This is a genomic window from Bradyrhizobium jicamae, from assembly GCF_018130695.1.
Lineage (GTDB): Bacteria > Pseudomonadota > Alphaproteobacteria > Rhizobiales > Xanthobacteraceae > Bradyrhizobium > Bradyrhizobium jicamae_B.
This window is the reverse complement of sequence record NZ_JAFCJX010000002.1, coordinates 256,656-271,725: the sequence shown is the minus strand read 5'-3', so window position 1 is coordinate 271,725 and position 15,070 is coordinate 256,656. Positions and strand designations below refer to the sequence as shown.

The 15,070-nt window shown below is 65.7% G+C and carries 13 protein-coding genes; 9 read left to right on the top strand and 4 right to left on the bottom strand.

What is annotated here, in order from left to right:
- Positions 1 to 238 precede the first annotated feature (238 nt).
- On the bottom strand, positions 239 to 1,357 hold the full coding sequence (locus tag JQ604_RS04020; protein WP_212353316.1) for an amino acid ABC transporter permease: 1,119 nt from the start codon (positions 1,355 to 1,357) through the stop codon (positions 239 to 241).
- Between the two features lies 1 nt (position 1,358).
- Complete coding sequence (locus tag JQ604_RS04015) at positions 1,359 to 2,546, bottom strand: amino acid ABC transporter permease (RefSeq protein ID WP_212353313.1); 1,188 nt, start codon at positions 2,544 to 2,546, stop codon at positions 1,359 to 1,361.
- 93 nt (positions 2,547 to 2,639) lie between these two features.
- On the opposite strand from JQ604_RS04015, the gene JQ604_RS04010 reads away from it, so the two are divergent.
- The 5 genes from JQ604_RS04010 to JQ604_RS03990 all read left to right on the top strand — a co-directional run bounded on the left by JQ604_RS04010 (position 2,640) and on the right by JQ604_RS03990 (position 8,073).
- A complete protein-coding gene (locus JQ604_RS04010) occupies positions 2,640 to 3,527 on the top strand; it encodes a MurR/RpiR family transcriptional regulator (protein ID WP_212353310.1) in 888 nt (295 codons plus the stop codon).
- Between the two features lie 5 nt (positions 3,528 to 3,532).
- Complete coding sequence (locus JQ604_RS04005; protein WP_212353307.1) at positions 3,533 to 4,882, top strand: aspartate aminotransferase family protein; 1,350 nt, start codon at positions 3,533 to 3,535, stop codon at positions 4,880 to 4,882.
- 13 nt (positions 4,883 to 4,895) lie between these two features.
- A complete protein-coding gene (locus JQ604_RS04000; RefSeq protein ID WP_212353305.1) occupies positions 4,896 to 5,906 on the top strand; it encodes an amino acid ABC transporter substrate-binding protein in 1,011 nt (336 codons plus the stop codon).
- 168 nt (positions 5,907 to 6,074) lie between these two features.
- Entirely contained in the window at positions 6,075 to 6,716 is a 642-nt protein-coding gene (locus tag JQ604_RS03995; RefSeq protein WP_212353302.1) for an aspartate/glutamate racemase family protein, read from the top strand.
- 109 nt (positions 6,717 to 6,825) lie between these two features.
- Complete coding sequence (locus JQ604_RS03990) at positions 6,826 to 8,073, top strand: multidrug effflux MFS transporter (protein WP_212353299.1); 1,248 nt, start codon at positions 6,826 to 6,828, stop codon at positions 8,071 to 8,073.
- A 78-nt stretch (positions 8,074 to 8,151) separates the two neighbouring features.
- On the opposite strand, the gene JQ604_RS03985 is transcribed toward JQ604_RS03990, so the two are convergent.
- Positions 8,152 to 8,565, bottom strand: a complete 414-nt coding sequence (locus JQ604_RS03985) for a DUF983 domain-containing protein (protein ID WP_249157985.1) — start codon at positions 8,563 to 8,565, stop codon at positions 8,152 to 8,154.
- A gap of 80 nt (positions 8,566 to 8,645) precedes the next feature.
- Here JQ604_RS03985 and JQ604_RS03980 point away from each other — a divergent pair, with 80 nt between their 5' ends.
- On the top strand, positions 8,646 to 10,022 hold the full coding sequence (locus tag JQ604_RS03980; protein ID WP_212353296.1) for a PLP-dependent aminotransferase family protein: 1,377 nt from the start codon (positions 8,646 to 8,648) through the stop codon (positions 10,020 to 10,022).
- Between the two features lie 104 nt (positions 10,023 to 10,126).
- A complete protein-coding gene (locus JQ604_RS03975) occupies positions 10,127 to 11,428 on the top strand; it encodes a serine hydrolase domain-containing protein (RefSeq protein WP_433996222.1) in 1,302 nt (433 codons plus the stop codon).
- A gap of 154 nt (positions 11,429 to 11,582) precedes the next feature.
- Here JQ604_RS03975 and JQ604_RS03970 read toward each other — a convergent pair whose 3' ends face one another.
- Positions 11,583 to 12,815, bottom strand: coding sequence for a rhodanese-like domain-containing protein (locus JQ604_RS03970; RefSeq protein ID WP_212353293.1), 1,233 nt, complete (start codon positions 12,813 to 12,815; stop codon positions 11,583 to 11,585).
- A gap of 174 nt (positions 12,816 to 12,989) precedes the next feature.
- Between JQ604_RS03970 and JQ604_RS03965 the strand changes: the two genes are divergently transcribed.
- On the top strand, positions 12,990 to 13,955 hold the full coding sequence (locus JQ604_RS03965; protein WP_212353289.1) for a helix-turn-helix transcriptional regulator: 966 nt from the start codon (positions 12,990 to 12,992) through the stop codon (positions 13,953 to 13,955).
- 191 nt (positions 13,956 to 14,146) lie between these two features.
- The gene (locus JQ604_RS03960; protein ID WP_212353286.1) at positions 14,147 to 14,980 is read left to right on the top strand and encodes an outer membrane protein; all 834 of its coding nucleotides are present in this window, start codon (positions 14,147 to 14,149) and stop codon (positions 14,978 to 14,980) included.
- The last annotated feature ends 90 nt before the right edge of the window (positions 14,981 to 15,070 follow it).

The following is a 15,070-nucleotide window of genomic DNA, read 5'->3' as shown; positions in this document are numbered from 1 at the left end:
GCAGATCACGCCGTCTGAGATTTGGTTCGTTGTCCACGTGCCGTCCCAGCCAGGATTCAAATGAACCGCTGCAGGGAAACTTGTACCGCAAAGCCTGTCAAGAAAGCGCAGCCGCGTCACACGCTTTGTTGATGAAAAAGATTCCGCAGGGACGGGTGGAGCGCAGCGATACCCATCACCTCACGACGCGGCACGAAAGTGATGGGTATCGCTGCGCTCCACCCATCCTACAATGCAATCACCGCGGCGCCTGCGCTTCGAGGCTGCGGCTGTAGCGCGACATCGCAAAGCAAAACACAAAGTAGATCACGCCGACGAAGACATAGACCTCGACACTGAATTGCTGCCAGGCCGGATCGATGATCGCGGTCTTTGCCGTCGTCAGCAGGTCGAAGATGCCGATGATCAGGACCAGGCTGGTGTCCTTGAAGAAGGCGATGAAGGTATTGACCAAGGGCGGGATGACGTGGCGGATCGCCTGCGGCAGCACGATCAGCACGTTCTTCTTCCAGTAGGACAGGCCGAGCGCGTCGGCGGCCTCATATTGCCCGCGCGGCACCGCCTGCAGGCCGCCGCGCACGACTTCGGCGAGATAGGCGCCGGCATAGAGGATGAAGGCAATCTGCGCACGCAACAGCTTGTCGATATTGACGCCATCGGGCATGAACAGCGGGAACATCACGCTCGCCATGAACAGAAGGCTGATCAGCGGCACGCCGCGGATCAGTTCGACATAGAGCACGCAGAGCGAGCGGATCGCCGGCAATTTCGAGCGGCGGCCGAGCGCGACGAGAATGCCGAGCGGGAAACCAAAGGCGAGCCCGAAGGTCGCCAGGATCAGCGTCACCGGCAGTCCGCCCCAGCGGTCCTGCGAGACGTAGGACATGCCGAACAGGCCGCCCCACATCAGAAGGCCAATCACGAACAGCGACACGGCCCAGAGCAGCACCAGCTCCTTGCGCCAGAAACTGCGGCGGCTGGAGACGACGAACAGCGCGATGAAGATCAGAACCGCCAGCGCCGGCCGCCATTGCTCAGCGAATGGATAGGTGCCGAACAGGATGAAGCGGTACTTTTCCGGGATCACCGCCCAGCAGGCGCCGATCCCGCGCACGGCGCGGCAGGCGGCGCTGTCATTGCCTGACGTGAACCACACCGCGTTGGCAAAACCCCATTGCCACAGGCCGATAGCGGCCTTGCCGAGCACGAACAGCATCAGCAGGGTGATGATGCCCGAGGGGACCGTCGCGAACAGATTGACGCGCAGCCAGGCGACGATCATGCCGCCGAGCGTGCGCCTGGCGCGCGGCCGGCCCAGGGGCAGCGGATCTTCGGGCGTGTGGGCGATGGAGGTCATGTCAGCGCTCCACCAGCGCGATCCGCGCATTGTACCAGTTCATGAAGAAACTGATGCCGAGGCTGATGGTGAGGAACACCAGCATGATCAGCGCAATCGCCTCGATCGCCTGCCCGGTCTGGTTCAACGTCGTGTTGGCGACCGAGACGATGTCCTGATAGCCGACCGCGACAGCGAGCGAGGAGTTCTTGGTCAGGTTCAGATACTGGCTGGTCATCGGTGGGATGATGACGCGCAGCGCCTGCGGCAGCACGATGTGCCGGAGCACGAAGCCGCGCTTCAACCCCAGCGCCTTGGCAGCTTCCGATTGCCCCTTCGGCACCGCCTGGATGCCGCTGCGCACGATCTCGGCGATGAAGGCCGAGGTGTAGGTGACGAGCGCGATCAATAGCGCGAAATATTCCGGTGCCAGCGTCCACCCGCCGACGAAGTTGAAGCCGCGCAGCTCCGGCAGCGCGATGCTCCAGCGCGCGCCTGCGATGATCGAGACGACCACCGGCAGTGCGATCACGAGGCCCAGCGCATAGGGCCACGCCGGCCGCGGCCTGCCGTCCAGCATCTGCTGCGCGATCAACCGCCGCCGCACGACATAGAACACGGCGAGACCAATGATCAGCGCGAGCAGCACCCACCAATTCGCGTCACCGAACGGGATCGACGGGATGATCAGGCCGCGGTTCGACAGGAACACGCCCTCGATCGGCCTCCAGGCCTGGCGCGCTGCTGGCAGCCCCTGCATCAGCACGTACCAGAACAGCAGCTGCAGCAGCAGCGGCAGGTCGCGCAGCACTTCGACATAGACGGCGGCAAACCGCGACAGCAGCCAGTTCGACGACAGCCGCGCAATGCCCATCAACGTGCCGAGCACGGTCGCGAGCACGATGCCGATCACGGCGACGCGCAGCGTGTTGACGATGCCGACGATGAAGGCGCGCAGATAGGTGTTCTTCGGGTTGTAATCGATCCAGCTGTCGGCGATCGGCATGCCGGCCTCGCGGCCGAGGAACGCGAAGCCGGTGGAGATGCGGCGGGCCGAGAGATTGTGGGCGGCGTTCCACCCCAGCCAGGCAACGATCGCGACCGCAATGCCGACCACCACGATCTGCCAGAAGATGCCGGCGACGCGCGGATCGTCGAGCGACAGGCGCCAGGGACGTTGGGGCGGACGTTTCGGCGTCGAACTCGTCACACGCAGTATCCCCCGTGAAAGCGATCGTCTGCCATGCGCGGCGTGCGCGTTTCATATGTTGCACCAAATACGGATTCATGCAACATATGTTTCATGGCCCAGGCTGAGCCGAAACCATCGCCCAATCGATCGCCGCTCGGCGAATTGTGCAGCGCATTGCCGTCGCTGCCGATGCGCTTGCAGGAGGTTGGCCGATTTGTCGCAGCCAATGACTACGACGCGACCACCCGCTCGATGCGCGAGCTCGCGGCGGTCGCCGGCGCCGATCCCGCCGCCTTCACCCGTCTTGCCAAGGCGATCGGCTATTCCGGCTGGGACGAATTGCGCGCCGCACTCACCGAAGCGCGCCGGCCGACGCAGGCCTCGCCTTTCTCCGCCCGCACCAAGGGCCGCCGCGCCGGGCCGAATGCCGATGTCACGCTGATCAACGAGAAGCTGGAGGCGGAAGCCGCCGGCCTTGGCCGCATCTCGTCCACTGCAATCGCAGATGCCGCGCGCGTGCTGCACAGCGCGGATAGGATCTGGATCGCCGGCTTTCGCAGCTGCCGCAGCGTCGCGGAGCTCCTGAACTACCAGCTTCGCCTGTTCCGTCCCGATGCGGTGCAACTGGTCGGCGGCGCCGGTCCCGACGATCTCGACCATGGCGCGTTCCGCGCTGGCGATGCCGTCGTGGTGATCGGCTTTGCGCCCTACTCCACCGCGAGCGTGCTGTCGGCCCGCGCCGCACATCATGCCCGCGCCACGCTGATCGCCATCGCCGATACGATCAGCGCGCCGATGGCCGAGGGCGCCGATCATTTGCTGCTGTATGAAGCCGCGACCTCGCCCGGCTTCTTCCCGAGCCTCACCGGCGCGATAGCGATCGCGCAGTCGCTGGCCGCCGTCACCTTCACGCTGGGTGGCGCGGCCGCCAAGCGCAAGCTGGAACAGACCGAAGACCGGCTTGCCGAGATGTCGCAATATTTTGCCGAGAAAGGATAGGTATCATGGGCGCCCCCAAGAGCCGCGTGATGCACCGCAGCCTGCGCGAGACGCCGCCGAAAGCGATCGGCGGTGAAGGCGTCTGGCTGATCGCGGAGGACGGCCGCCGCATCCTGGATTCCTCCGGCGGCGCCGCGGTGTCCTGCCTTGGCCATCAGCATCCGCGCATCCTCGGCGCGATCGCCAAGCAGGCCTCGACGCTCGCCTATGCGCACACCAGCTTCTTCTCCTCCGCACCGGCCGAAGAACTCGCCGAGCGTCTGGTCGGCCACGAGCCGGGCGGATTGGCCTACGCCTATTTCGTCAGCGGTGGCTCGGAGGCGATCGAGGCCTCGATCAAGCTGGCGCGGCAATATCACATCGAGCGCGGCGAGCCGAAGCGCGCCCGCTTCATCGCGCGCCGCCAGAGCTATCACGGCAACACGCTGGGCGCACTGTCGGCCGGCGGCAATGCCTGGCGCCGCGAGCCCTATGCGCCGCTGCTGTCGCCATCGTTCAGCCATGTCACGCCGGCCTTTGCCTATCACGAGAAGCGCGACGATGAATCGGACTCCGGCTTTGTCGCCCGCCTCGCTGTCGAACTCGAAGCTGAATTCCAGCGGCTCGGCCCCGATACGGTCGCAGCCTTCATCGCCGAGCCCGTGGTCGGCGCCACCGCCGGCTGCGTGCCGCCGCCGGAAGGCTACTTCAAGGCGGTGCGCGAGATCTGCACCCGCCACGGCGCGCTGCTGATCCTCGACGAGGTCATGTGCGGCATGGGCCGCACCGGCACGCTGCATGCGTGGGAGCAGGAAGGCATCGCGCCCGACATCCAGGCGATCGCCAAGGGTCTCGGCGGCGGCTATCAGCCGATCGGCGCGATGCTCGCAAGCGCCACCATCGTCGACACCGTGCGGAGCGGCTCCGGCGCGTTCCAGCACGGCCACACCTATCTGGCCCATCCCCTCGCCTGCGCCGCCGCGCTCGAAGTGCAGAAGGTCATCAGCGAGGAAAAGCTGCTCGACCAGGTCAAGGAGCGCGGCAAGCAGCTTGAGCAGCGCCTCGTCGAACGCTTCGGCAATCACCGCCATGTCGGCGACATCAGGGGCCGCGGCCTGTTCTGGGCGATCGAACTGGTCGCCGACCGCAGCAAGCGGCAGCCGTTCGATCCCAAGCTGAAGCTGCATCAGCGCATCAAGGCCGCGGCCTTCGCCGGCGGCCTCGGCTGTTATCCGTCGGGCGGCACCGCCGACGGTCAGAGCGGCGACCATGTGCTGCTGGCGCCGCCCTACATTTCGACAGCGGAGCATATCGACATGATCGTCGAGCGGCTGGGGGCAGCCGTCGACAATGCGTTGAAGAGTGTTGGTCACTAGAGGAGGAGTGCAAATGTACAGGGGAATACTGACTGCAACCTTGCTTGTCGCAGGCGTGGCAACCGCAGGCGCAGCGACGCTCGACACGGTCAAGCAGCGGGGCACGCTGATATGCGGCGTCAGCGCCGGTTTTGCCGGCTTCTCGGCACCGGACTCGCAGGGCAATTACAAGGGTCTCGACGTCGACTATTGCCGCGCGCTCGCCGCCGGCGTGCTCGGCGATCCCAACAAGGTGCGTTACGTCGCACTGACCGCGCAGAACCGGTTCACGGCGCTGCAGTCCGGCGAGATCGACGTGCTCTACCGCAACTCGACCCAGACTTTCCTTCGCGGCACCACGCAGGGGTTGCGGCAGGGACCGGTCAATTTCTACGACGGCCAGGGTTTTGTGGTGAAGAAGGACATCGGCGTCAAGGACATCAAGGAGCTGAAGGGCGCGACCGTCTGCGTCGCCCAGGGCACCACGCATGAGGTGACGCTCGGCGATTACGGCCGCGCCAACGGCATCGACTGGAAGCCGCTGGTGTTCGACCGCGTCGACACCATGTACCAGACCTTTTTCGGCGGCCGCTGCGATGCCATGACCCAGGACGCCTCCGCGCTCGCCGGCGCGGTCGCGACCGCAGCTCCCAAGGCCGACGACTATGTCGTGCTGCCGCAGACCATCAGCAAGGAGCCGCTCGGCCCGTTCACCCGCAACGGCGATGAGGTCTGGAGCGACATCATCACCTGGCTGCATTACGGCCTGGTCGAGGCCGAAGAGCTCGGCGTGACGCAAGCCAATGTCGACGAAATGGCGAAGTCGCAGACACCCGCGATCCAGCGCCTGCTCGGCGCCTCCGGCGATCTCGGCTCGCGGCTCGGCCTCGACAACAAATGGCTGGTCGGCGCGATCAAGGCCGGCGGCAATTACGGCGAGATCTTCGAGCGCAACGTCGGCAAGACGAGCCCGCTCAAGCTCGAGCGCGGCCTCAACGGCACCTGGAGCAAGGGTGGCCTGATGTACGCGATTCCGTTCAAGTAAGGACGTTCGCGAAAAGCGTAGGGTAGGCAAAGGAGCGCAAGCGACGTGCCCACCATCTACGGCGTGCTCGCGATGGTGGGCACGCTTCCGCCTTCGCTCGTGGTGAGGTACGACGGACAAGGCGCTTTGCCCACCCTACGGCAGATTGTTACGACGATAGAGCTTCCCATGCGCATTGCCCTGATCCACGCCCTGAAACACTCGATCGTGCCGATCGAGGCAGCCTTCGCAAAATTCTGGCCGCAGGCGCGGCTGATGAACCTGCTCGACGATTCTCTCTCCGCCGATCTCGCGCGCGACGGCAAGCTGACGGACGCGATGACCGAGCGCTTCCTCACCATCGGCCGCTATGCCACCAGCACCGGCGCCGACGGCATCCTCTTCACCTGCTCCGCCTTCGGCCCCTGCATCGAGGCGGTCGCGCGAGCGCACGCACCGATGCCGGTGCTGAAGCCGAACGAGGCGATGATCGAGCAGGCGGCCGCAAAGGGCCGCAAGGTCGGCCTGCTCTCGACATTCCCGCCGACCTTGCAATCGATGCCGCCGGAATTCCCGTCCTCGATCCAGCTGGTGCCGAAACTCGCCGAAGGTGCGCTGGCCGCGCTCGACGCCGGCGACCGCGCCACCCATGATCGCCTGGTGGTGGAGGCCGCGAAGGATCTGCGCGATTGCGACCTGATCGCGCTCGCCCAATACAGCATGGCGCCCGCCGCCGACGCTGTCGCGCAGACCACCGGCAGGCCGGTGCTGACCACACCGGACAGCGCCGTGATGAAATTGAAGGCGATGCTCGGCGTCACGGACGCGTGATCGCGCCCCTCATCGCGTTACCTCAGCCCTCGCCGACCACCACCCATCCCGAAACGCGCATTGTGCATCGCAGCGAAGCCGCTACATTGCGGCCTCGCAAGAGGTGCACGTGTCTGAAATCAATGCCGACGCCTGGGTTTCCTCAGGCCATCGCCCGATGGGCTTCCCCGAATTCGTTGTGGTGATCGCGTCGATCATGGCGCTGAACCCGCTTGCCATGGACATGATGTTGCCGGCGCTGCCCAACATCAAATCCGCGTTTGCCATCGCCGATGCCAACCGGCCGCAGATGGTGCTGTCGATCTTTCTGGTCGGCTTCGGCGTCGGCCAGTTCGTGATGGGTCCGCTATCGGATCGGTTCGGCCGCCGTCCGGTGCTGCTCGGCGGCATGGGCGTGTACTGCATCGCCGGCCTGCTCGCGATCGCGGCGCCCTCGTTCGAGACATTGCTGCTGGCGCGCGCGCTGCAGGGCCTCGGCACCGCGGCGACGCGGGTGATCGCGACCTCGATCGTGCGCGACTGCTACGCCGGCCGCCGCATGGCGAGCGTGATGTCGCTGGCGATGATGGTGTTCATCGCGGTGCCCGTGATCGCGCCGTCGTTCGGGCAGGCCGTGCTGCTCCTGACGCACTGGCGCGGCATCTTCGTCGTGCTGATGATCTATGGCGTGATTGCGCTCGCCTGGAGCGCGCTGCGCATGCCGGAGACGCTGCCGGTCGAGCTGCGCAAGTCGCTCGCGATCCCGGAGGTGCTGTCGGCGTTCCGCCAGACCATCACCACGCGCCAGACCATCGGCTACGCGCTCGCTGCCGGCGGCGTGCAGGGCTCGCTGTTCGCCTTCGTGTTCTCCTCGCAGCAGATTTTTACCGAAGTGTTCAAGCTCGGCCACTATTTCCCGCTGGCGTTTGCGGCAGTCGCGATCGGCGTTGCGATTGCAGGCTTCCTCAATTCGCGCATCGTCCACCGCGTCGGCATGCGCGTGATCTCGCACGCCGCGATATCAGGATTTGCCGTGGTCGCCGGCGCGCTGCTGGTCGCAGTGAAGACCGATACGCTGTCGCTGCCGCTGTTCTTGGCGCTGTCGGCGCTGATGATGTTCGCCTTCGGCCTGATGATGGCAAACTTCACCGCGCTCGCGATGGAGCCGCAGGGCAAGATCGCCGGCACCGCCTCCTCGCTGTACGGCACGATCACGACCCTGCTCGGGATCGGCATCGGCATGACCATCGGCCAGGACTATGACGGCACGCTGTTGCCGTTCGCGACCGGCTTCTTCCTCTGCACGCTGGCCTCGCTCGCCGTGATCGCCGTGACCGAAAAGGGCCGGCTGTTCGTGCCGCATCACAAGCCTGTGTGATTTTGATGCGTAGGGTGGATTAGCCGCAGGCGTAATCCACCATCTTCGTGCCGTGCAACGCGGCGGGTTACGCTAACGCTAACCCGCCCTACGGATCGCGACTGCGGTGCCGCCGCTCCGTTGCCTCGATGCGGCAAACCCTTCCATCCCCAACTGCCACTGCAGCCCGACAATCGCGCCCTTGGTCGGCTGCAGAAGCGCGAGCGCGCTGAACAGCGTGACCGGGATCCAGATTGCGAGTTGCAGCCAGGCCGGCGGCGCGTAGGCCATTTCCAGCGACAGCATCGCCGGCACCACGATGTGGCCGACCACGACGATCACCAGATAGGCGGGAAAGTCGTCGGCACGCTGCGGGGTGAAATCCTCGCCGCAAACTTCGCAATGATCCGCCACTTTCAGGAAGCGGCCGAACAGATGGCCTTCGCCGCAATGCGGGCACTTCATGGTGAAACCGCGCCACATCGCTTGGGCAAGGGAAACCGGGCTGGACATGATCGTCATCCTTGACTGATTAATTGATCCATACAATATGTCTCATGATGCCTACAATCAAAGACAATTGGCTAAATTGCATGGATTGGATCCCTACAGTTTCCGAATTCCAGGGCCCGATGTTCGTCCGCATCGTCGACGCGCTCGCCGCCGATATCGCCAGCGGACGGCTGGTGCGGGGCCAACGGCTGCCGACCCATCGCGCGCTCGCAACTGCGCTCGACATCGACCTCACCACGGTGACGCGCGCCTATGGCGAAGCGCGGCGGCGCGGGTTGCTGGATGCCCGCGTCGGCCAGGGCACGTTCGTCTCCGAGACGACCGCACGCGCCGCAGCCGATCTGCCTGTAACGCTCAACATCGATCTCTCGATGAACCTGCCGCCGCAGCCGGTCGAGGCCAATCTCGACCTGCGCATCGCGCAGGGTCTGGCCACGATCCGCGAGCACGCCGGCTTCAGCGCGTTCCTCAGCTATTCACGTCCCGGCGGCACGCATGACGAGCGCGAGACTGCAGCCGCGTGGCTGCAACCACGCTTGCCGCACGCCGAAGCCAATCGCATCGTCGTCTATCCCGGCTCGCAGGCGATCATCTTCAACGCGCTGCTCGCGCTAACCTCGCCCGGCGACGTCGTTGTGACGGAAGCGCTCACCTTCCCCGGCGTGAAGGCCGCAGCAGCCCGACTCAACGTCCGCCTGATCGGCGTCGCCATGGACCACGAAGGCGCGCGGCCCGACGCGCTGGACGAGGCCATTCGCAAGCACAAGCCGAAGGCGGTCTATCTGGTGCCGACGCAGCAGAACCCGACCACGGCGACGATGAGTGCGATCAGGCGCAAGGCCATCGCTGATATCATCCGCAAGCGCGACAGCGTGCTGATTGAAGACGACGTCTATGGTCCGCTCGAACCGCAGGCCGCGCCGATCGCGACGCTGATCCCCGAGCGTACCTATTACGCCGCCAGCATTGCAAAGTGCATCGCGCCGGCGCTGCGCGTCGCCTATCTGCTGGCGCCCGACCTCGCCGCCGAGCAGGCGGTGCGCGCGGGGCTGCAGGCCACCATGCAGATGCCGCCCTCGCTGATGGTCGCGCTGGTCACGCAGTGGCTGAAATCCGGCGTCGCTGCCGAGATCATCCGCGCCATCCGCAACGAAGCCGCCGCGCGACAGCAGCTCGCCGCGCGCTTCCTGAAGGGCGTGACCTTCGCCGCGCGGCCGGCGAGCCACCATATCTGGATGCCGCTGCCCAAACATTTCGACGGCACCGACCTGCTGTCACATCTGATGCGCAACGGCCTGGCCGTCGTCGGCGAGGATGCATTTGCCGCCGGCAGCGCCGTCCCCCGCGGCCTGCGCGTCTCGCTCGGCGCCGCACGCAACCGCGCCGAGCTCGCCCAGGCGCTGCAGGTGCTCTCGAACGCGGTGCGCACGCCGGTGGGGGCGACGCAGATCGTCTGACCTGCGACATTCGTTGCAGATGCCGGCCAACGGAAAGCACTGTATCGGCCGCGGCCATCGCGCTAAAACTTTCCCAGCGCATCACGACGTCGGGGCTGTTCGCCATGTCATGGAAATTTGATCCGGCCGGCAACATGGCGTCCGTCGTCATGCGCTCCGTTCGCGCCGCCATGCTGGTGGGCATCGCCCTTGGCGCCATCAGCTCGGCCTGTGCCGCCGATATCCCCTCGCCCTCGCCGGAAAAGCTCGAGCGCATCACCGCGTTCTTCAACGAGGAGGTCTCGAGCGGCCGGCTGCCCGGCGCTGTCATCCTGATCCAGCAGCACGGCAAGCCGGTTTACCTCAAGACATTCGGCATGCGCGACGTCAAGGCGAAGAAGCCGATGACGACGGACACGATCTTCGCGCTGCATTCGATGACCAAGCCGATCACTAGCGTCGCCGCGATGATGCTGGTCGACGAAGGCAAACTGTCGCCGAACGATCCGCTGTCGAAATACATCCCGGCCTTCGCCGACGTGAAGGTCGGCATCGAGCCGCCCAACGAGAACGATCTCAGCAAGCTCGATCTGGAGCCGCCGGTCCGCCCGATCACCATCGAGGACATCATGCGCCACACCTCGGGCATCACCTATGAATATATCGGCGCACAATGGGTGCAGCACATTTACAGGCAGGGCCATCTGTTCGACGGCAAGTTCGACAACAAGGAGTTCGTCGCGCGGCTGGCAAAGCTGCCGCTGTCGCGCCAGCCCGGCACGCTGTGGCGTTACGGCCATTCCACCGACGTGCTCGGCCGCGTCATCGAGATCATCGCAGGCAAGACGCTCTATCAGTTCGAGAAGGAGCGCATCTTCGATCCGATGGGATTGAAGGATACCAAATACGTGCTCGACGACACCGAGATACGCACGCGGCTGGCCGAGCCGCTGCCGACGGACACCATCCTGCTCGATGCCGAGCGCGATCGCCGCGCCCATCCCGAATGGGAATCCGGCGGCGGCGGGCTGGTGTCGACCGTGCTCGACTACGCGCGCTTTGCGCAGATGCTGCTCAATGGCGGCGAGATCGACGGCAGGCGCTATCTCAGTCCCGCCGCGTTCAAGGACATGACGGCGGATCATATCGGCCCAGGCTCCGGCGTCGGCCGCGACTACTGGTACTTTCCCGGCGATGGCTTTGGTTACGGCTACGGCATCGCGATGCGCACCGATCCCGGCAACGCCAAACCGCCGGCGGCAGGTCTCATCGGCGAGCTGAAATGGGACAGCGGCAGCGGTACCTATTTCGGCGTCGATCCCAAGCTCGACATGGTCTACGTCATGCTCGAGCAGACCCAGAACGAGCGCAGCCGCATCACGCCCGCCTTCAAGAAGCTGGTCTACGAGGCGTTCGGCCAGAACTGAATCACCATCATTGCGAGGAGCGCAGCGACGACTTGACGGCTCCTAACCTCCGCCAGCGTCTACAGCAGCTTGACCAGGTCACGCGCGCTGCTTCCGCTGCCGGGCGTTCGATACCCGCCACGGCCGCGCGATGTCCGCAAGCTGGCAGCCGGCCTCAGATCACATAAAAGCCGTGGGTCCCGTCGCGGCGCAGCTGCTCGACCAGACCGTATTCCCAGTCGAGATAGGCCTGCATTGCCTTCTCGGCGACGTCCGTGCCTTCATAGGGCCGGCGGTAGCGGTGGGCCGGATCTGGCTTCGGCAGGACCTGCGGCGGCCCCACCTCCAGCGCGCCGTCATAGCCGCCGTCGAGCACATAGACGTCCCAGCCCATTTGCGCGAGCCAGGACGCCGTCATCTCCGCGCGGACATTCCTGTCGTCGGTCAGCACGATCCGCGCGCCGCGCACCGATGCTGCCATATCGATCTCCTGCACCAGCTGGCCGCCGGCATAGTGGCGGAAGCCCGCAAGATGTCCGGCCGCATACTCCTCGGCGTCGCGCACATCGAAGCGATAGAGCGTGCGAGCGCCGTCAGCCTGCAAGGCCGCAAGTTCATCCATGCCGATGCGGCAAACGCCGGCGCGGTAGGCGACATCGCGCGCATTGTCGCCGGCGCCGTCGAACAGGCCGATGTCGCCGCGCGTGCTCGCGCCATGCGCGAGGTCGTGCTTGGCCAGCGTCCAGCCGATCGTGCCGTTGCGCAGCGCGCGCACCTTGTTCGGCAGCCCGGCATTGATCAGCGACTGCGTGCCGATGATCGAGCGGGTGCGGCCGGCGCAATTGACGATGATGGTGGTGTCGGGATCGGGCGCGGCGCGGCCGGCGCGCAGCACCAGCTCCGCGCCGGGCACGCTGACCGAGCCCGGGATGTTCATGGTGGCATATTCGTCGAAGCGGCGGACGTCGAGAATCCTGATGTTGGCCTTTTCCGCGATCAGCTTCGCCACCTCGTCCGCGCTCAGCGACGGCGTGTGGCGGCGCGCCTCGACCAGCTCGCCGAACGCCTTGGCGTAGGAATTGACGTCCTCGAACACCTCGTAGCCGGCCGACCGCCAGGCCTGCAGCCCGCCTGCCAGCGCGCGCACATCGGTATAACCAAGTTCCTTCAACTGCGCGGCCGCGGCGGTGACCAGGCCCTCACCGTCGTCATACAGCACAACAGGCACGTCCTTGCGCGGCAAGCGGACGGCGGCTTCCAGCGCGATGCGGCCGGCCGCCATGTTGGCAGCGAACAGCGGATGGCCGGTGGCAAATTCCGCTTCGTGCCTGACATCCAGCAGCGCGATCTCCCGGCGCAGCAGCAGCGCGCGGCGGATGTCCTGGGGTGAGACGGTCGGAACGGTCATGGGATACGGCCTCAAGCAGGGGAACAATGGGGTTGGCGCTGTATAGCGGAAATCGAACCGGAATTGCGAAGGGACCGACCAAGACATGGATGGCGGCCATCCCGGCCCGCCGGATGACAGATGGGACCATCGCCTGCCCGCCCTCCGGGGTCCCGGCCGGCGCAATGAAAAATCATGCGAAAATTGACGGTGACGACAGACGATCTTCCGGATCATCTGGATGATCGCACGCGCTTCAATCTCTGGCGTGAGGCCTTCTGCGACTGGCTCGGCGCCACCGATCTCGCGCATCTCGATCCCGGCCCGTTCCGGGGACGTTGGGATTTCGCGGCGGTGCGGGACCTGCTGCTGGTCCGCTTCCGTGGCTCGATGCATTCCATCATCCGCACCGCCGAGCAGGTGACAGCGCTTCCGCAGGCCCGCTACTTCCTCAGCTTCAACCTGGCCGCGGCCGAATTCGTCTTCTCCCAATCCGGGCGTGACGAGGCGATCGCAGGCGGCCGGGCGCTGCTGTTCAGCGGCACCGAACCGTTCGCCTGCCGCGGCGCGCAAAGCTGGGCGAGTATCGGCATCCCGCTATCCATGCTGCAGCGGCTGGTCCCCGATATCGACGGCCTCACCGGCTCGGCGCTGGATGGCGCAGCACCCATGCTGATGCATCTGAATCATTATGTCGGGATGCTGCTCGAGCCCGGCGGCCTCACCGACGATCCGATCCTGACCGAGCATGTCGAGGCGACCGTGTGCGATCTGGTGGCGCTGGCGCTGCGCAGCGCCGGCGACACCGTCGCAGTGGCGCGGCTGCGCGGGCTTCGCGGCACGCGCTGCGGCGAGGTGCTGCGGGCGATCGGCCAGGGTTTCGCCGACCCCGCCCTCTCGGTGCAGATCATCGCCGCCAAGATCGGCGTGTCGGCGAGCTATGTGCAGCAGTTGCTGCGCGAGACCGGCGTGAATTTTTCCGAGCGCGTGCTCGAACTCCGGCTGCAGAAGGCGCGCCGCATGCTGGCCGATCGTCGCAACGATCACCTCAAGGTCAGCGACATCGCGCTCGCCTGCGGCTTCAACGAGGCGTCCTACTTCAACCGCTGCTTCCGCCGCCGCTACGGCGACGTGCCGCTGCGCCATCGCGGCGGCGACTGAGCCCGCAGCAGGCGTGGCCGATCGGCAACATCTCCGGAACATCCCGCCTCATTGCAGCGGGGTCCAACCCCGGTGCTCCCCAGTGCAAGACGATGTCTCCTGCGCAGTTTATTCCCGGTGCTGCGCCGCCGCCCTTACGACCACGGCGCTTCGGACGCAAACATCGGTCGTGCGTGGGCATGGAGACAAAAATGAAGAAACTCGCTCTGGCGCTTTCTTTGGCTCTGTTCGGCACGGCATCCGCGCTCGCCGCCGACATGGCGCCTGCCTACACCAAGGCGCCCGTGATGGCGCCTGTCTACAGCTGGACCGGCTTCTATATCGGCGGCAATGTCGGCGGCGCGTGGGGCAGCGCGGATCCGACCACCTCGACCGTGCACTCACCGGTCGGCTACTTTGCCCCGAGCAGCGTCCCGGCCATTGCCGCAGTCGGCGCGCAGAACGTCAACAGCTCCAGCGTGACCGGCGGCTTCACGGCCGGCTATAACTGGCAAGTCGATCGCGTTGTCCTCGGCATCGAGGGTGACATCAATTATTTCGGCTTCAAGGGCAGCGCGACCGGCTCGGCCGTCTATCCCTGCTGCGCTCCCACCACCTTCACCGTCAACTCTTCGGTGTCGTCGGACTGGCTCGCCACGATCCGCGGCCGCCTCGGCGTGCTCGCCACCCCGAACTGGCTGCTCTACGCCACCGGCGGCGTCGCGATCGCCGACGTGAAGGCCAACTTCAACTTCACCGACACGTTCGCGGCTGCGACCGAGTCCGCCGCCATCCGCGACACCCGCGTCGGCTGGACCGCCGGCGTCGGCAGCGAATATGCCGTCGGCAACGGCTGGTCGCTCAAGGCCGAATATCTCTATGTCGATCTCGGCCGCAGCACGGTGACCAGCACCAACCTCGCCGCATTCGTTCCGGCGATTGCCTACCCGAGCAACGTCTACACCCATTCGGTCGACATCCGCTCGAACATCGTCCGCCTCGGCCTGAACTACAAGTTCGGCGGACCGGTCGTCGCCAAATACTGATCCTGACGTCTCTTTCCTCCCGTCCAACTGACAAAGCCCCGGAGATGTCTCCGGGGCTTCTTCTCATCTGTGGACCGACGTTGATGCGAT